Source organism: Streptomyces sp. NPDC060366 (assembly GCF_042725135.1).
In the GTDB taxonomy this organism is placed as follows: domain Bacteria; phylum Actinomycetota; class Actinomycetes; order Streptomycetales; family Streptomycetaceae; genus Streptomyces.
This window is the reverse complement of sequence record NZ_JBHXDC010000009.1, coordinates 132238-150631: the sequence shown is the minus strand read 5'-3', so window position 1 is coordinate 150631 and position 18394 is coordinate 132238. Positions and strand designations below refer to the sequence as shown.

At 72.2% G+C, this 18394-nt stretch carries 13 protein-coding genes; 11 read left to right on the top strand and 2 right to left on the bottom strand.

What is annotated here, in order from left to right:
• The 9 genes from ACFWHU_RS22685 (at position 1) to ACFWHU_RS22645 (ending at position 14958) form a co-directional block, all read left to right on the top strand.
• Entirely contained in the window at positions 1-2430 is a 2430-nt protein-coding gene (locus ACFWHU_RS22685) for a TOMM precursor leader peptide-binding protein (protein WP_387226684.1), read from the top strand.
• Between the two features lie 37 nt (positions 2431-2467).
• The gene (locus ACFWHU_RS22680) at positions 2468-4357 is read left to right on the top strand and encodes a TOMM precursor leader peptide-binding protein (RefSeq protein ID WP_387226923.1); all 1890 of its coding nucleotides are present in this window, start codon (positions 2468-2470) and stop codon (positions 4355-4357) included.
• 26 nt (positions 4358-4383) lie between these two features.
• A complete protein-coding gene (locus tag ACFWHU_RS22675; RefSeq protein ID WP_385797279.1) occupies positions 4384-6018 on the top strand; it encodes a nitroreductase family protein in 1635 nt (544 codons plus the stop codon).
• 35 nt (positions 6019-6053) lie between these two features.
• Complete coding sequence (locus ACFWHU_RS22670) at positions 6054-8852, top strand: lantibiotic dehydratase (RefSeq protein WP_387226682.1); 2799 nt, start codon at positions 6054-6056, stop codon at positions 8850-8852.
• Entirely contained in the window at positions 8849-9952 is a 1104-nt protein-coding gene (locus ACFWHU_RS22665; protein WP_385797274.1) for a lantibiotic dehydratase C-terminal domain-containing protein, read from the top strand. The genes ACFWHU_RS22670 and ACFWHU_RS22665 overlap by 4 nt, the downstream gene beginning before the upstream one ends.
• Complete coding sequence (locus ACFWHU_RS22660; RefSeq protein WP_387226679.1) at positions 9949-11082, top strand: metalloprotease; 1134 nt, start codon at positions 9949-9951, stop codon at positions 11080-11082. The genes ACFWHU_RS22665 and ACFWHU_RS22660 overlap by 4 nt, the downstream gene beginning before the upstream one ends.
• A 49-nt stretch (positions 11083-11131) precedes the next feature.
• Positions 11132-12073 carry an ABC transporter ATP-binding protein gene (locus ACFWHU_RS22655; RefSeq protein WP_385797270.1) on the top strand — a complete coding sequence of 314 codons (942 nt, stop codon included), beginning with the start codon at positions 11132-11134 and terminating at the stop codon, positions 12071-12073.
• A 123-nt stretch (positions 12074-12196) separates the two neighbouring features.
• Positions 12197-12952: an ABC transporter permease gene (locus tag ACFWHU_RS22650; RefSeq protein ID WP_359810986.1), complete on the top strand. Its 756-nt coding sequence runs from the start codon at positions 12197-12199 to the stop codon at positions 12950-12952.
• Positions 12949-14958 carry a TOMM precursor leader peptide-binding protein gene (locus ACFWHU_RS22645; RefSeq protein WP_387226677.1) on the top strand — a complete coding sequence of 670 codons (2010 nt, stop codon included), beginning with the start codon at positions 12949-12951 and terminating at the stop codon, positions 14956-14958. The genes ACFWHU_RS22650 and ACFWHU_RS22645 overlap by 4 nt, the downstream gene beginning before the upstream one ends.
• A gap of 134 nt (positions 14959-15092) precedes the next feature.
• Here ACFWHU_RS22645 and ACFWHU_RS22640 read toward each other — a convergent pair whose 3' ends face one another.
• Positions 15093-15269: a thiazolylpeptide-type bacteriocin gene (locus tag ACFWHU_RS22640; protein ID WP_078076938.1), complete on the bottom strand. Its 177-nt coding sequence runs from the start codon at positions 15267-15269 to the stop codon at positions 15093-15095.
• A 221-nt stretch (positions 15270-15490) separates the two neighbouring features.
• Between ACFWHU_RS22640 and ACFWHU_RS22635 the strand changes: the two genes are divergently transcribed.
• Together ACFWHU_RS22635 and ACFWHU_RS22630 are read left to right on the top strand one after the other, a co-directional pair.
• A complete protein-coding gene (locus tag ACFWHU_RS22635; protein ID WP_385797265.1) occupies positions 15491-16771 on the top strand; it encodes an amidohydrolase in 1281 nt (426 codons plus the stop codon).
• Complete coding sequence (locus ACFWHU_RS22630; RefSeq protein ID WP_385797263.1) at positions 16771-17043, top strand: hypothetical protein; 273 nt, start codon at positions 16771-16773, stop codon at positions 17041-17043. The genes ACFWHU_RS22635 and ACFWHU_RS22630 overlap by 1 nt, the downstream gene beginning before the upstream one ends.
• Before the next feature lie 48 nt (positions 17044-17091).
• Here the strand turns inward: ACFWHU_RS22630 and ACFWHU_RS22625 are convergent, their stop codons facing one another.
• A complete protein-coding gene (locus ACFWHU_RS22625; protein ID WP_381901321.1) occupies positions 17092-18087 on the bottom strand; it encodes a helix-turn-helix transcriptional regulator in 996 nt (331 codons plus the stop codon).
• Positions 18088-18394 lie beyond the last annotated feature (307 nt).

Sequence of the window (18394 nt, the reverse complement as noted above, 5' to 3'; positions counted from 1 at the left end):
ATGGCTGCAGAAGCGACAGCGACTCCCACGGCCGTCGCGCCTCCGGCGGCACAACAGACCGAGACGGCGTCCGCTTCGGCCTCGGATGCTTCGGCTGCCTCGGCACAGACCCCGGTGGCGCCCGCCGTGTCCGCCTTCGACTCCCTCGCGGGCACCAGACCCCGAGTCCGCCGGGACGTGCTGTTCACCGAGACGCCCGGCGGGGTCCTCTTCCACAACGCCGACGGCGGCTTCCACCTCACCGGCCGCACCGCCTACCGGTTCGCCTCGCTGATGGTGCCGCACCTCGCCGGCCACCACCGGCTCGGCGACATCTGCCAGGGCTTCGGCCCCGCCCAGCAGGCCATGGCCGCCGAACTGGTCAAGACGCTGTACGAGCGCGGCTTCGCCCGCGACATACCCGAGGACGAGACCGGCCCCGACGCCTCGGACGCGTCCGGCGCCCCTGCCCCCGACGTCCTCACCGACGCGGTCACCACCCGCTTCGCCGCCCAGATCGCGTACGCGGACCACTACGCCGACGGCGCCCTCGCCCGCTTCCGCCGCTACCGCACCACCCGTGTCGCGATCCTCGGCACCGGCCCCGTCGCCCGCTGGTGCGCGCTCAGCCTCGTCCGCAACGGCTGCGCCGGCCTCGCCGTCGAAGGCGACGCCGACAGCGACCCGACCCTGCTCGCCGAGATCGCCGAACTGGCCGCCCAGGACTGCCCGGTGACCCTCGACAGCCTCACCGCGCACCCCGGCTGGACCGCACTCGACGGCTACGACGTCGTCGTCGTGACCGGACCCGACGCCTCCGCCCGCACCCACGCCCTGCTTCTCGCGGGCGTGCCGGAGGGCACCACCCTCATCCCCGCCTGGACGTTCGGCCGCAGGTCGGTCACCGGCCCGCTCAGCAAGGCGGGTTCGACCGGCTGCTGGTCCTGCGCGGTGCTGCGCCTCGGTGGCAACACCGACGCCGGTACGGCCGCCGACATCTGGAGCGAGGTCGCGGGCGGCGCCACCGGCGGCGCCTCGGGACGGTCCGCACCGACCGGCCCCGTCGCCGCGATGTCCGGCAACCTCCTCGGCTACGAGATCTTCCGCCTCACCACCGGCGTGCTGCCCGCCGAGACCGAGGGGCAGGTCCTCGTCCAGGACCTCGAATCCCTCGACGTCATGGCCGAGCCCGTCCAGTCCCACCCGCGCTGCGCGCTGTGCGCGCCCGCCGCCGTGGCCCCGCGCCCCGCGCCGCCCGGCGGACTTACCCCGCCCGTCACGCCGACCGTGGAGAGCGCCGGCGACGCCGAGGCGCTGGTCGAGGACCTCAACCGGATCAGTACGGTGCTGGTGCGCCCCTTCACCGGTGTCTTCAGCCGGTACGACGACGAGAGCCTCACCCAGACCCCGCTCAAGATCAGCCGCGTCGAGCTGGCCGTCGGCCACGGACCGCGCAGGCGGATCGCCGCCTTCGACGTGCACCACCTGGCGGGCGCCCGGCTGCGCGCGCTGTACGCGGCGGCCGAGGCGTACGTCGAGCACGTCGTGCCCATCACCCCCGAGATCGTCGCGCCCGGCTCACCGGCACCCGACGAAGGGGTCGTCCCCGACCGTCTGACGACGGGCAGCGGCACCGGCGCGGGCGCCGGGGCGGTCGGCGCCTGGCTCACCGCGACGTCGCTGCTGACCAAGGAGTCCGTGAAGGTACCGGCCGCCGCCGTAAGGCCCTTCGGCCCGTACAACACCGAGCGTCTGCACCAGGCGACCACCGCCGGAGCGGGCGCGGGCCCCACCCCGCAGGAGGCGGCGGGCCGCGGTCTGCTGTCGGCGCTCGCCCACGGCGCGCTGCTGCGCGCGGTGCGGGGCGAGGCGCGCGGCGCGCTCGTCACCTCCCCGGCGGCCGGTGAGCCGGACGCCGACCCGGAGCTGGTGTTCCTGCTCAAGTCCGTGCCGAACGTGGGGATCCGGGCCGAACTCGTCGACCTCGGCGAGCAGGAGCACTCCGGCGCCCATGTCGTACTGGCCCGCGAGACGGGCGGCGTGGACGGGGACCGGCCCGAAGGGCTGGGACGCTGGGCCGTCGCCGCCGGGCTCTCCCGGACCGCGGCCGCGTGCTCCGCGCTGCGCGACCTCATCGGCCAGGTGCAGCTCGGCGCCGAGGACCCGGCGACCGCGGTCGACACCGGCGATCCGCTGATGGGTGAACTCGCCGCCGCGACCGTCCTGTTGACCGCCGAGCCGGTCGCCGCCGACGCGACGGCCACCACCTTCGACGCGGTTCTCGACCGGCTCCGCGAGGCCGGGCGCGACGTGCTGTACGTCGCCACCACCCCGGCCGACCTGCCCGCCGGCGGTATCAGCACGGCGCGCGTCCTGCTCACCACCGGTCCCACCACCGGTCGCGACGGCGCCGTCACCACCGGCGTGGAGGGTGCGCCCGATGCCCGTTGAGCCCTGGGCGAGGTCGGCCCTCGACCTCGCCACCCTGATGCGCCGCAGCTTCGACGCGGCCTTTGGGCCCGCGCCCGCGCTCGACGTCGCGCCGCTCGGCGTCCGCGACGCCTTCGCGGACGAGGGACCGGCCGACGGGGAGCCGGGGGACGGCGTGCCCGTGCGGTTCTACGGCCGCCACGCCGTCGTCGGACCCTTCCCGGAGCCCGGCGCGGCCACGCACCGCCCCTGCGCCCGCTGTCTCGCCCGCCGCTGGCAGGGCGTGCGCTCCGTCGCGCTGCGCGAGGCCCTGGAGCTGGGCTCCGGCACCAGGGCCGCCGGGGAGTCGCCGTACATCACCCCGTTCACCGCCGACGCCCTCGCCGGGATCGTCGCGGCCAGACTCGCCGGGAAGGGGCCGTCGACCGGCTCCTTCCCGGCGGTCCACCTCGTGGACCTCCAGACCCTTCAGGTCCGGCACTACCCGCTCGTGCCCGACCCCGAATGCCCGCGCTGCGGACGCGCCGAGGAGGACACCGCCGAGGCGGCCGTCCTCACGCTGAACCCCGCGCCCAAGCACAAGCCGGGGAGCTTCCGGCTGCGCGACATCAGCGCCTACGAGCTGCCCGTGGAGCCGTACGCCAATCCCGTCTGCGGCTCCCTCGGCCCCTCCGTCGTGCAGGACATCTCCTCCGCCTCGACCTCGGCCACCATCGGCTGCTTCTCGATGCGCAGCGGCGACTATCTGCGCGAGACGTTCTGGGGCGGGCACGCCGACACCTTCGCGCAGAGCGTGCGCATCGGTGTCCTGGAAGGGCTTGAGCGGTACGCCGGGATGCGCTCGCGCGCCAAGGTCGCGGGCGTGCACGGCTCACTCAGCGGTCTGCGGGCCGCCGGTGAACGCACGCTCGATCCGCGTGAAGTCGGCCTGTACTCCGAGGAGTTCCACCGCGCCAACCCGCGCGTCACGCCCTTCCACCCGGACCGTGAACTGCCCTGGGTCTGGGGCTACTCGCTCCGCGACCACCAGCCCGTCCTGGTGCCGGAGGTGCTGACGTACTATCACGCGCCCGGTCTGGAGAACCGGTTCGTGCAGGAGAGCTCCAACGGCTGCGCGTCCGGCGGCTGCATGGAAGAGGCCGTGTACTTCGGCCTCATGGAGGTCGTGGAACGCGACGCCTTCCTCCTCACCTGGTACGGGCGGGCCGCCCTCCCCGAGATCGACCCGCGCGCCAGTACCCGCGCCGCCACCCGGCAGATGGTCGACCGCCTGGAGATGTACGGCTACGAGGCCCGCTTCTTCGACACCCGGATCAGCTTCCCGATCCCCGTCATCACCGGTGTCGCCGTCCGCCCGGACGGCGGCAGGGGCCGGATGTGCTTCGGCGCGGGCGCCGGGCTCGACCCGGAGTCCGCGCTCTCCGGGGCGCTGTGCGAGATCGCCACCGACGCCGTCAACCTCCAGGGCCGCACCGAACGCGACGAGGTCAGGCTGCGCGCCATGGCCACCGACTACGACAAGGTCGCGGCGCTGCACGACCATCCGCTCGCCTACGGCATCCCGGAGATGGGGGACAACGCCCACTTCCTGATCGGCGAGCCCGGCGCGCCCCGGCCGCACAAGCGGTCACTGGCGCAGGCGTACGGCGACGGATCCGTACCGCCCGTCTCCGACGATCTGCGCGACGACCTCACACGGTGCGTAAGTGCCGTCACCGACAAGGGATTCGACGTGGTCGTCGTCGACCAGACCATGCCCGAACAGCGTGACCTCGGCCTGACGACGGTCTCCGTGATCGTCCCCGGCCTGCTGCCCATCGACTTCGGCTGGACCCGGCAGCGCGCGCTCGGCCTGCCCCGGTTGCGCACCGCGCTGCGCGAGGCGGGGATGCGTGAACGCGACCTGACCGACGCCGACCTGAACCTGGCGCCGCACCCCTTCCCCTGACCCGAACCCCCGAGAGGAGTCCCACCATGGGGTACGCCCATGACTACGCCGCCGCGATCATGCAGCGGGGCCGGGTCCCGATGGCACCGGCCGATTTCGTGCCGAACTGGTCCGACGGGCCCCGCAAGGCGAAGTACTACCCCGGGGCCGACAGCCTGCCGCTGCCCGTCGCCGGTTATCCGGCGGACGCGAGCCTGGACCGCGCCTTCGACGGCGGCGCGGGAGCGGCGGGCACGGCCACCGGCGACGGGGCGTTCGACCTGACGTCGCTCTCCGGCATGCTCCTCGACTCGTACGGACTGACCGGCCGCCGGCTCGGCGTCCAGGCCAACACCGATCTGAGCGCCCTGCCCTTCTACCCGCTCGCCAACTGGTCGCGCGGCTCCGCCTCCGGCGGCGGCCTCTACCCCGTGAGCGTCTACTGGGTCTCCGGGCCACGCGGCCCCGTCACGCCGGGCGTGCACTACTACTCCACCCGCCACCACACCATGCAGCGCCTGCTCACCGGCGACGTGTCCGGCGAGGTGCGCGCGTCGCTGGGCGAGCACGCCGACGACACCCTCACCGACCAGTACCTGGTCCTGGGCATCAAGTACTGGCAGAACTCGTTCAAGTACAACAGCTTCTCCTTCCACGCCGTGAGCATGGACCTCGGCGCCGCGGTGCAGACCTGGCGCATGTGGGCGGGCGCGCGGGGGCTGGCCGTCGAACCCGCGATGTGGTTCGACGAGGCGCGGCTCCAGAGGCTCCTCGGCCTACAGGGCGAGGAGGAGGGCGTGTTCGCGGTCATCCCGCTCAAGTGGGCGGGCAAGCAGGCCGGTTCGGCCCCGAGCCCCTCCGGGCCGGGCGCCGGGTCCGCCAACGCCTCCGTACAGCTCCGTGACGTCGAGCGCTCGCGCGAGGTCTTCACCTTCGACGCGCTGCTCAAGATGCAGGAGGCGACGTCAGCGCACGCCACCGAGCGCCCCGCCCCCGGCGCGCTCGCCCCGGCCGCCACGCCCCCGGCCGACCCGGATCTGCCGGTCGCGGCGCTGCCCGCCGCGCGGCCGATGCCCGCCGACGTACGGACCGTGCTGCGCCGCCGGCGCAGCAGCTTCGGCCGCTTCGACGCGAGCCGCCCCGTCACGGGCGAGCAGTTGGCCGCCTGCCTCGCCGCTTCCGCCGCGGGCTCCCGCCTCGGCGGTGACACCGGCACCGGCCGCGACGGCGACGGCGTACGGCTCACGAAGCTGTACGCGTTCGTCAACCACGTCGAGGGGATCGAGCCGGGCGCGTACGAGTACGACCCCGACGCCCGTGACCTGCGGCTGGTCAAGGCGGGCCGCCCCGGCGAATTCCTCCAGCGCAACTACTTCCTCTCCAACTACAACCTGGAGCAGGCCGGCGCCGTACTGGTGCCCACGATCCGTACCTCCGCCGTCCTCGACGCCGTCGGCGACCGCGGCTACCGCCTCGTCAACGCCACCATCGGCGCCGTCGCGCAGTCCGCCTACACGGCGTGCAGCGCACTGGAATTGGGCTGCGGTGTCGCCCTGGGCTTCGACAACGTCTCGTACATCGAGGAGTTGGGGCTCGACGCCACCGGCGAGGCCCCGCTCCTGATCATGATGATCGGCAACGAGCGCCCCGCACCCGCCGACTTCCGGTACGAGATCGCCTGAGCCTGAGCCGATGACCAACCGGATGGGGAAGCATGATGCCTGACCAGGCTTACGAATCGCGGGACCAGGACCCGAGACGCGCGTTCATGCTGCGCGTCGCCGGGCTGCCGATCGAGACCGTGCGCGCCCTGCGCTGCCCGGCGAGCCGCCGTTGGGCGGACGCCGTGCTCGCCGAGGACGAGCGGCTGCGGGCCGCGGGCGAGCGCGTCGGCGATCTGCTGCACGACCTGGTCGGCCGCACCGGCGACGGCGCGGACGCCGGGCCCGACGAGGCAGCCGACCGGCGCGCGCTGCTGAAACTGCGCCGCGAGGTGTTCAACAACCGGCTGCCGCAGCGGCCCGGCGAGGCCCTCGCGCTGGTCGCCGGGCGCGACGCGGCGACGGGCGAGGCCCTGTCGCGGTGGCTGCTCGACCGGCGGGACCTGGCCGCGCTGCGGGCCACCGGCGCGGAACTGTTCGCGGGCGAGAGCACCGAGGCGCGCGCCGCGCTGCGCGCCGTCGCGGGGGAGGAGCGGCTGCGCAAGGGGCTGCTGCTGGCCTCGCCGACGCTCGACGCGCAGATCGACGCGTTTCTGCGGCAGGGGGACGGCAAGCCCGACAAGCGCCGCAGGAAGATCGAGCGGTCGCTGCTGTCGTACCTCTACCGCACCGTCTGCAAGACCAGCCCGTTCTCGACGTTCACCGGGGTCGCGCTCGGTGAGTTCGACGACTTCCAGGAGGGTTCGGCCGCTGGCGGGTCGGGGCGCGGGAACGGCTTCGAGGTGCGGTTCGCCGAGAAGTGGACCGGGCACGCGCGGCTCAACGTCGTCGCGCTCGGCCGCCTCGCCGAGTGCGTGATCGCCGATCCCGTACGCCGTGCCGATCTGCCCGTCGCCCCCGCCTCCGGCTGGGGCAGGGACGACGACCGGGTGCGTTACGTACGCCGCTGGATCACCACCGGCGACGACGACACCGCCGTCACCTTCGACGCCGTGAAGGACCGGCTGTTCTTCCTGCGCCGCAGCGGCACCCTGGAGCGGCTGCTGGACTTCTTCGAGGAGAACCCGGCGCTGCGCTACGGCGAGCTGGCGGCATGGCTCGCCGAGGACGCCGAGGCCGGGGCGGAGGAGGTCGAGCAGTACCTCGCCGCGCTGCTGGACCTCGGCATGGTCCAAGTACCCGCGCTGCGCACGGCCGTTCACGACACCGACCCGCTGCGCGCCTTCCAGCGGTCGCTGCGCGAGCTGGACCGGCCGTGGGCCACCGAGCTGGCGGACCGGCTGACCGAGGCGGTCGCGCTGACCGACCGGTTCGCCGGGGCGGAGCCCGCCGAGCGCCGTGAGGTGCTCGCCGCGCTCCGGTCCACGATCAGCGACGTCCAGCTGGAACTGGGCGCCGAGAAGCCACGGGTGCCGCAGACCCTGCTGTACGAGGACGCGGCGGCCGGACGTGAGACGTCGATGGACCTCGGCGCCTGGCGCGAGCTGACGGCGGAGCCGCTCGGCAGGGTGGAGGGCGTACTGCCGGCCTTCGACCTGACCCTGCCCCAGCGCGTCACGTTCCGCGGCTTCTTCCTCGCGAGGTACGGACAGGGCGGGCGCTGCGACGATCTCCTCAAGCTGGTGCACGACTTCCACGAGGACTTCTTCGACCAGTACATGACGTTCACCGCGAGCCGTACGACCTTCGACGCGGACGGGCGGTACGTGCCCGAGGTGAACTGGCTCGGCCTGCCACAGCTCAAGGCCATCGACACGGCGCGCCAGATGTTCATCGACAGGATGCGCGCGCTCTGGGCCTCGGGAGCGGAGGGCGACGACGCGGACATCGACCTCGACGCCGGATTCCTCGCCGATGTCACCGCCGAAATCGCCCCGGCGGCACCGAGGTTCGCGCCGATGAGCCACCACATCCAGCTCGCCGACCGGCCGGACGACCCGCTGATCGTCCTCAACCGCTCCTACGGCGGCCTGTCCTTCCCCTTCAGCCGCTTCACCCAGTGCTTCGAAGGACTCGACACCGCCCTGCTGGCCGCCGCGGACCAAGTGCGCCCGCCCGGCGCGGTGTTCGCCGAGGTCACCGGTGGCACGGTCACCAGCAACCTCAATCTGCACGGGCAGCTCACCGAGTACGAGATCGTCTGCCCCGGCGAGAGCGGCACACTGCCCGAGGAGTACCGGATCCACCTGGACGACCTGTACATCGAGCACGACGAGACCGCGGACCGGCTGGTGCTGCGCTCGACACGGCTCGGCCGCGAGGTCATTCCCGTCTACCTCGGCTATCTCGTGCCGCTCGCCCTGCCCGAACTGCCCCGCACCCTGCTGCTCCTCTCGCCGACCTCGATGGCCCCGCTGAATGTGTGGGGCGGGGTCCCGGAGAGCGCGCCGGTGGGCGGAGTCACCCGCAGGCCGCGTGTGCGGCACGGCAGCGTCGTACTGAGCAGGCGCAGCTGGAGCGCGCCCGCCTCGGAGCTCCCGCTGCACACGCCGGGGACGTCCGACGACGAGTGGTTCCTCGGCTGGCACCGCTTCCGGCGCGCGACCGGGCTGCCGGACCGGGTCTTCGTGACCGTCTCGGACTCCGGAGCGCGCGGTGCGACGGGCGCCAAGCCGCAGTATCTGGACTTCGACAGCGCGCTCTCGCTCACCGCGTTCGAGGCGCTGCTCAAGACGGCCGGGGCACGCGTCGTGTTCCGCGAGATGCTGCCGGACGAGGACGGCCTGCACGCCGTCTCCGACCGCGGCGTCCATGTCGCCGAACTGGCCGTCGAAACAATGGCCGGCGTGCCCGAGCGTGCCCCGGCCGTCCCCGAACTCGTATCCGCCGACTCCGCACGGAAGGACGCCTCATGACCGGCCCCGGCAACTGGCAGGCCACGCATGTCTTCTACGCCGCCAACCCGCGGCCCTTCCTGCTCCAGTGCGTGCGCCCGCTCGTCGCCGAGCTGGAGTCGGAAGGTCTGATCGACAACTACTTCTTCATGAACTACTGGCTCGAAGGCCCGCACGTACGGCTGCGCCTCAAGCCCGTCAGCGAGGCGGCGGCCCCCGCCGTACGCGCCCGCACCGAGCAGGCCGTCGACACCTTCCTGGCCGAGCGCCCGGCGCTGTACGAGGTCGACTCCGGGTTCCTCAACGACTTCTACAACACGCTGTTCGAGATAGAGTTCCCCGGCAGCGAGCGCGGCCACTACATGGACGACAAGGGCCGGATGAATCTGCGCCCCAACAACTCGCGCAGCGCGGAGCCGTACGAGCCCGAGTACGGCAAGTACGGCGGCCCCGCCGGGATCGAGCTGGCCGAGTGGCACTTCAGGCACTCGAGCGATCTCGTCATCGAGGCCCTGCGCACCAAGAACCTCCATCTGCGGACCGTGCTGCTCGGCACATCGGCGCAGCTGATGATGGTCATGTCGGGGACCTTCCTGCCCGACGACCGTGAGCTGACCGACTACCTGGAGAGCTACTACGAGTTCTGGCACACGGCGTTCCCCGGCACCGGCTTCATCGGGACCTCCGAGTACGACAAGAACTACGCGGCGATGGCCCCCGGTCTCACCAGCCACTTCGCCCGTATCAGGGCCGCCGTCGGCGCCGGTGAACCCGGCCGGCTGCCCGACTTCCTGGCGGGCTGGGCCGAACACTGCGCCGAACTGAACGAGCGCGCACGGAAGTTGACGCTCGACGGTGACCTGGTGTTCCGGTCCTGGGACGGGGAGCGGGACGAGCGGGTCACCGACCCGGCGGTCGCGCTGCCGCTGCTGCTGTCCCCGTACATGCATATGACCAACAACCGGCTGCACGTGACCATCCGCGACGAGGCGTATCTGTCGCACGTACTGGGCCGGACACTGCGGGAGTCCGTCGCGCCTTCGAAGTCCGGGGCGGAGACGACCGGGGCGAAGTCCGAGACGGAGAAGGAGACGGAGGCGGAGGCGGTGGCCGCGCCATGACCGCCCCCGCGGACCGCGTCCCGACCGACCGGTACCGTCCGACTCTCCGCCCCGACGTGCTGGTCAGCGACGAGTTCCTGCTCGGCGCCAGGAGTGTGCACCTCGTCAAGAACCCGCGGAGCGGCAAGTCCTACGAGGTCGGGGTCAAGGAACACTTCCTGATGGCGCGCATGGACGGCACGCGCGGTCTGGACGAGCTGGGCGCGGAGTACGCGGCGGAGTACGGCAAACGACTCGGCGACGCCAACTGGCAGCGGCTGCTGGGCATGCTGGGGGTCCGCGGGCTGCTGGAGGGCGGTCCCGCGGCCCCACCCGCCGAGACCGCCGAGACGGCTGCCACCGCCGACGAGCCGCCGAGGCGCACCCTGCTGCGCGGCACGCTCCCGCTGGTCGCCGACGCCGACGCGACGGCCGACCGGCTCCACCGCGCCTTCGGCTTCCTGCTCGCCGCCCCCTTCATGGTCCCGCTGCTCCTGCTGATCACCGTCATGGAAGTGGTCGCGGTCGCGCGGCTCGGCGAACTCGTCGACGGAGCGTCGGCCCTCTTCACCAACCCGGTCCTGCTCGCCGGCGTCGCCGCGCTGCTCTGGTTCAGCACCGCGCTGCACGAACTGGCCCACGGGGTGGTGGCGAGACGCTACGGCGGGCAGGTGGCCGAGATCGGACTGCGCTGGCGCCTGCCCGTCGTGATCATGTACTGCACGGTCGACAACTACCTCTATCTGCGGACGCGTTGGCACCGGATCGCGACCGCCGTCGCGGGCGCGGTGATGAATCTCGTCGTGCTGCTGCCGTTCTGCGCGGTCTGGCTGTTCGTGCCGGTGGACGACGCCACCGGCGAGGCGCTGGCCGGGCTGCTGCTCCTCGGCAGTGTGCAGGCGCTGGCCATGCTCGTACCGTTCCCGCCGCTCGACGGGTACAAGATCGCCGCGCAACTGTGCGGCGCGACCGGCCTCGCCGCGTCCAGCCGGGAGTACGTGCGGCTGGCCGTGCGGCGCGACCCGGCGGCGAAGGCGTACCCGCGCCGGGCCCGTACCGCCTACCTCGGCTACACGGCGGGCTCGCTGCTCGTGTTCGCCGGGATCGTGGCGGCCGTCGTCGCGCTGGTCGTCCATCTCGTCGCCACCTGAGCCCGTATCCGCACCCCCGCACACCCGTCCCGCCCGCAAGGAGACCCGCATGACCGCCACCCCCACCGACGACTCCGCCGGCGGCTCCACCGCAGGACCCGCCGTCGTCCTCGACACGATCCACAAGCGGTACGGGGAGAAGCGGGCCGTCGACGGCATCTCGCTGACCGTCCCGCGCGGTGAGTTCTTCGGGCTCCTCGGCCCGAACGGCGCCGGCAAGACGACCCTCGTCGAGATCATGGAGGGCCTGCGCCGCCCCGACTCGGGCTCGGTCACCGTCCTCGGCCGCCACCCCTGGCCGCGCGACCCCGAACTGCTGCCCCGGCTCGGTGTCCAGACGCAGGCGTCCGCCTTCTTCGTACGGCTCACGGCCCGCGAGCATCTGGAGACGGTCGCCGCGCTCTACAAGGCCGACCGGGAGGCCGCCGAGCGCGGACTCGCCGCCGTCGACCTCACCGAACAGGCCGACGTCCGCGTCGACGACCTCTCCGGCGGCCAGCGCCAGCGGCTGGCCATCGCGTCCGCGCTCGTCCACGACCCCGAGCTGATCTTCCTCGACGAGCCGACGGCCGCGCTCGACCCGCAGGCCCGCCGCGCGCTGTGGCAGGTGCTTCGCGCGCTCAAGGGTGCCGGGCGGACCATCGTCTACACCACCCACCACCTGGACGAGGCCGAGGCGCTCTGCGACCGCGTCGCGATCGTCATCGACGGAAAGATCGTCGCGCTGGACACCCCGGGCAAGCTGGTCGCCGCCAGCAGCTCGGTCACCCGGCTGGTGGTCCCCGCCGACCGCCTCTCACTCACCGACGCGCGGGCCATCCCCGGTGTGCTGCGGGCCACCGAGGACGGCGACTCGATCGTGCTGGAGACCGAGGACTCGGGTCCGGTGCTGTCGGCGGTCGACGCGCTCGCCGGACTGCACGGCGTACAGACACGCACCGCCAGCCTGGAGGACGTGTACCTCGAACTGACCGGCAGCCCGCAGGCGTAGCCAGACGCCCCGGACCCCGACGCCCGCACTGAGAGACGGAGCACCGACACGATGAGCACCACGAGCGCCGCCGGCAACTCGCCCGGTCCCGGTACGACCACGACCACGGTGCGTCCGCGCGCCATGAGCGCCTACTCCGCGCTGAGCAAGGCCGGTTACAAGGCGTACACGCGCGACAAGACCACCCTCTTCTTCACCTTCGCCTTCCCCCTCCTCTTCCTGATCGTCTTCGGCCTGATCTTCCACGGCATGACGGTCGAGGAGAGCGGGCGTCCCTACATCAACTACATCGCCCCCGGTGTGCTGTCGTGGGGCGTCGCCAACGCCGCCGTCTTCGGCGTCGGGTTCGTCATCATGCAGTGGCGCCGCGACGACCTCCTGCGGCTGATCCGGATGACGCCGACCCCGCTGCCGACGATCCTCGGCTCGCGCTACGTGCTGGCGCTCGCCATCGGCACCGTGCAGGCCGCGATGTTCGTGCTCGTCGCGATGCTGCCGTTCTTCGGTCTCGAACCGGCCGGGAGCTGGCCGCTGGCGCTGCCGGTGCTGTTCCTCGGCATCACCGCGTTCCTCGCGATCGGCGTGATCGTCGGCTCGTTCGCGAGGACACCGGAGGCCGTCGCCGCCGTCGCCAACTGCCTGATGGTGCCGATGGCGTTCCTCTCCGGGTCGTTCTTCCCGCTCGACGCCATGCCCGGGTGGATGCAGAACGTGTCTCTGGTCCTGCCGCTGCGCTACTTCAACGACGGCATCTCCGCCGCCATCACCGGTGACGGAGGCGGCGGCGACATCCTGGTGGCCTGCGGTGGCATAACCGCCTTCGCCGTCGTCTTCGGCGCGATCGCGCTGAAGACCTTCCGCTGGAGCGACCAGTCATGACGACAGGGACCGCTACGGGAACAGTCGCGGGGGAGGAGGCGGGGGCGGCTGTGGCCCTCGCCGACGACAGCCCTCTGGAGCGCGGCCGCGCGCATCTCCAACACGCCCTGAATGTACGGTTCGAGGCCGCCGGATCCGCCGGGGGAGCCCTGCCCGCACCGCTCGTGGTGCCGCTCGGCGCCGCCGACGTCCTCGGCTTCGGGCTCCCCGACCCGTACGCCGCCGTACGCCCCCGGGCCAACGTCCAGCTCACCGCGCGCGCCGTCCTCGTCGGCCCGTGGGGCGGTGCCGACCTCATCGGGACCGCCGCCTGCGGCCAGTGCCTCGCCATCCGCTGGCAGCGGCTGCGCAGCCGCTCCGAGCGCGAGGCGCTGGAACTGGGCCACGAACCGCACGGCTCCGCCGACTGGCCGCTGCTCACCGACTACACCGTGGACGCGGTCTGGGCGGCGTATCTCGCCGTGCGTACAGGGGAGTTCACCCCGCCCGCCACCGCCGCCCCCGACCGGGAGCTGCCGCAGGTCACCCGGATCGACCTCGGCACCCTCGCCCTCGCGACGTTCCCGCTGCTGCCCGAACCGATCTGCCCGTCCTGCGTCCCCGAGCGTCCGGACACCGCCGACGCCGCGCGCATGCTGCTGACGGCGAAGCCCAAGCCGGACCCCGACGGCTACCGGCTGCACCCGCTCGGCTCGTACCCGCTGCCTACCGCCGCGCTCGCCAACCCCGTCTGCGGCGCGCTCGGCTCGGACACCTGGATCAACCCGACGTCCACCACGACCGCCCCCGTCGCGGGCACCAATTTCGTACGCGGCTACGCCGGTCTCAACGACGTCACCTGGAGCGGTCAGGCCAACAGCTACTCCACCAGCCGGACTCTGGCCTTCCTGGAGGGACTTGAGCGGTACGCGGGCACCCACCGCCGCCGTGGCACGAGCCCGGTCGTCGACTCGTACAACAATCTCGCGGCCGACGCGCTGAACCCCGCGGACCGCGGCTTCTACTCCGACGCGACGTACGAGAAGGACCACCTGGTCAGCCCGTTCGACCCCGACCGGCCGATCCCCTGGGTGTGGGGCCACTCGCTGCGCGACGAGCGCCCGATCCTGGTCCCCGCGCGTCTCGCGCACTACAGCGCGGGCGTCGAGGCCGACAACTTCGTCTTCGAGTGCTCCAACGGCTGTGCTACCGGCGGGAGTCTGGAGGAGGCGATCCTCTTCGGCCTGCTGGAGCTGATCGAACGCGACGCGTTCCTGCTCGCCTGGTACGGCCGTGCCAGGCTCACCGAGATCGACCTCGACTCGTGCGGCAGCGGCACGATCCGCACGATGCTCGACCGGGCCGCGCTGCACGGCTACGACGTGCACGCCTTCGACACCCGGATGGATCTCTCCGTGCCCGTCGTCACGGCCCTCGCCGTGCGGCGCGACGGCGGACTCGGCACGCTGTCCTTCAGTGCCGCCGCCGGCTTCGACCCGGAGGGTACGGTCGACGCCGCTCTCTCCGAAGTCCTCACCTACATACCGCACCTGCCCTACCAGGTCGCCGAACGCGAGGGCGAGCTGCGCGACATGGCGGGCGACTTCCGCAAGGTCCTGCATCTCAAGGACCACGCGCAGCTGTACGGCCTGCCGGAGATGGCGCGGCACGCGCGCGAGTACCTGGAGCCGACCGCCGTGCGCACGCTCGGCGAGACGTACGCCGACTGGGCCCCGGTCCGGCCGCGCACCGGCGATCTGCTGGACGATCTGCGGCTGCTGCGCGACGAGTTGGCGGGCGCGGGGTACGACGTGATCGCCGTGGACCAGACGACACCGGAGCAGCGGCGGATGGGGCTGCACACGGTCAGCACGATCGTGCCCGGTCTGCTGCCGCTCGACTTCGGGTGGACGCGGCAGCGCGCCCTGCTGATGCCGAGACTGCGGACGGCGCTGCGGGTGGCCGGGCGGCGTACGGACGACCTGCCGGAGTCGGAGATCAAGGCGGTTCCGCATCCGTTCCCGTAAGTTCCCGGGCGTCCTTGGGCGTTGCGGGCCGTCGGGCCCTCGGGCACGACGGCAGCCGGCCCCTCGCCCGGTGGGGGTTCCCACGGGGAAAGGGGCCGGCAGGAGCCGAAACAGACCCTGACTGCGAAGCCGGATCAGGCGGAGCAGGAGGTGGTGCTGGTGGTGCTGGAGCAGGTGGACGTCGAGGAGCACGACGTGGAACCGGCGAGGACGACCTCGGACGCGTCCGAGTAGTCCGAGATCTCGAAGGTCTCCGACTCGAGCTCCAGGATCTCGTCGGCGAGGGTGGCGAGAACGGTCTTCGGGGCCATGGGGGTCTCCTTCGGTCACCGGGGCTCCACCGGCTTGTCCGGTGCAGTTCCCTTGCGATGGCCCCATTCCACCGGTGGGCACTGTCAGTTGGGCCCGGCTTTCGCTGTCACTTCGCTGACACCTGGTGTCAGCGGAACGCATGTCGGGTGCGCGTGCTCTGACGCACCCTCGAAACCTCAAGAAATGCTCAACCACGTTCAAGCAAGGAGGTGAGCGGCGCATGACCGAAGCGCCGAACGGGGACACACTCCGAGCATCCACGCCCGCACCGGAACCGGATTCCGCGACCGCCGGCCCCGCCGCCGTCCCGCGCGAGACCCTGCGGGCCGCCCTCGGGCTCTATCTCGAACTGCACGCCCACCCGGAGCTGTCCGGCACCGAGACCAGGACCGCCGAACGCTTCGCCACCCACCTGGAGGGAGAGGGCGCCACCGTCACCCGTGGCGTCGGCGGCCACGGCGTCGTCGGCGTCCTGCGCAACGGACCGGGACCGACCATCCTGATCCGCGCCGAACTGGACGCCCTGCCGATCGGGGAACGCACCGGCCTGGCGTACGCGAGCACGGTGCCCGGCACCATGCACGCCTGCGGCCACGACCTCCATCTGGCGTCCGCCGCAGGCGCGTTCGCCCTGCTCGCGGCGGAGGCGGACACCTGGAACGGGACCCTCCTCGTCGTCGGCCAGCCCGCCGAGGAGACCCTGGAGGGGGCCGGCGCGATGCTCGCGGACGGTCTCTACGAGCGGTTCGGCACCCCCGGCACCGTCCTCGCCCAGCACACCGCGCCCCTGCCCGCCGGGACCCTCGCGCACGGCCGGGGCCCGATGATGGCGGCGAGCGCCGCGCTGGACGTCGTCATCCACGGCCGCGGCGGCCACGCCGGCACCCCGCAGCTCACCGTGGACCCCGTCGTGACGGCCGCCGCGACCGTCATGCGCCTCCAGACGGTGGTCTCCCGCGAGACGGCGCCGTCCGACCAGGTCGTCCTGACCGTCGGCTCCCTGCGCGCGGGCCGTCTGGGCAACGTTGTCCCCGACGAAGCGGAGCTGAGCATCACCGTCCGCGCGGCGAGCGACCAGGCCCTGGAACGGGCCGTGGAAGCGGCGACGCGGATCGTACGAGCCGAGTGCGCGGCCTCCGGATGCCCAGAGGACCCCGACATCACGCTCGCCTCCCGCTCCCCGGCACTGCTCCCCGACCCGGCGGCCACGGCGACCGTACGCGCCGCCCACGAGCGGGAGTTCGGCCGGCACCGGGTGTTGGACTGGCCGGGCTCGATGGCCACCGAGGACTTCCCGCGCTTCGCGGTCGACGGTGTGCGGACGGCATACTGGATGGTCGGTACGACGTCCCCGCGCCAGTGGCGCGCGGCACAGTCCGCGGCCCGGCCGGTACCGCCCAACCACTCGGCCGAGTTCGCCCCGGACGTACGGACCGCCCTGCCGGCCGGTATCGCGGCCATGGCGACGGCCGCCAGGCAACTGTTCAAGGAGACACGGTGATGATGACGGCCCAGTGGGACGTCGGGGAAACCCCCGGTTACGTAGAGGTGGTGACGGTCCGCGAGGACAGCACGGCCCCGTCCGCCGAAACGACGGTCATCCGCCTGCTCGGCCTGCTGCCCGCCCACTGGAGATGCGTACCGGAGGCCGCGGAGGACCGGATCCGCCTGTGGATCGCGCGGGACGGCGCGACGACGGACACCGACATCCACCGCGCCGTCCGCGCGGTCCTCTCGGACACGGCGCTGTGGGGCTGGGCGGAACAGAGCTGATCGCGTCGCGAGGCCCTTGGTCCGCGTTCTGTCGGCCCCCGCCGTAGTTCAGATCCAGCCCCGTTCGCGGGCCAGCAGTGCGCCCTGGGCGCGGCTCGCGGCGCCCAGGGACTGGAGGAGGTCCGCCACGTGTCTTCGGTAGGTGCGGACCGAGATGCCCAGTTCACGGGCGCCCGCCTCGTCCTTGCCCACCGTGCACATCGAGATCAGCACCTGCTGCTCGATCTCGCTGAGCCCGCCCACCGCGTCGGAGGCCTCCTTCGTGACGGTCAGAAGGTCGTCGGCCTGCGTCCAGATCTTCTCGAAGAGGGCGATGATGTTGGAGACGAGTCCGCTCTTGTGGGCCAGCAGCGCCCCGCGTGCCGTGTTCTGGGGGTCCACCGGCACCAGGGCCGTGCGGCCGTCGTACACCAGGATCCGTTCCGTGATGTTCTCCGCGACGCGGATCTGAGCCCCGCGTTTGACCAGCTCGCGCAGGTACTCGCGGGTCGGCAGGTCGTCGAGCGCGGCGGCGAGCACCACATTGCGGATGCGCACCCCGCGCCGCAGACATCGCAGGTCCAGCGGACGGGACCGCTCGATGTTCTCGGCCGAGAGTTTCGTGTACGGCTCCACGGACAGGATCTCGTCCCGCGCGAAGAACGCGAGGTCGTCGATCCGGTTCCGTATCTCCGACAGACCCTCCAACTGCTCGATGCCCTGCACCGGGGGCAGCCGCGAACCCTGTTCGGCGCGCAGGCCGTCGACGAGGTCGCGGGCCTGCATCACGCGGCGCAGCTCCTCGTGGAGCGCGTTGAGCCGCGCGTCCGTCAGCCGGGCCAGCGCCACACCGGGATCGGCGGGGGAGACGCACTCGTGGCTGCTGTCGGGGTGGAGCAGACCCAGCTCCCGCAGCCGGTCGAGACTGCGCCTGGCGTCGTCCTGTTCGGTGTGGACCAGCAGATGGATGTCGTCCGCAGATGTATCGGGATTACGGAGAAAATGCCGGTAGATCTCTTCCTCGGCCGGAGAGACGCCGAAGACGGACATCTCGTTGTCGCCCAAGACTTGGCCTCCGCTACTTGATCAATTCACGCCGAGGACGGGTGGGGGTGTCGGTGCCGGGTGGTGCGGTCCGCCGGGCTCGCCGCACGGCTCGGAGGGACCTTGGAGAGAGTAAAGGCAATGCCATGACTCTGTAACTGATCTTGCGTGGAACTGTGCCGTAGATATGGGTGAACCGTGCGTGTCGTGACTTACCGCCGTCCGCCCGGCGCGCCGGGTTGCGCGACGGTCCGGCGGACTGGTGTCCGTCTCCCCGTGTGTGGTCTTCGGGCAGTCTCCCCACGGTCTCCAGGGACTACACGGAGTG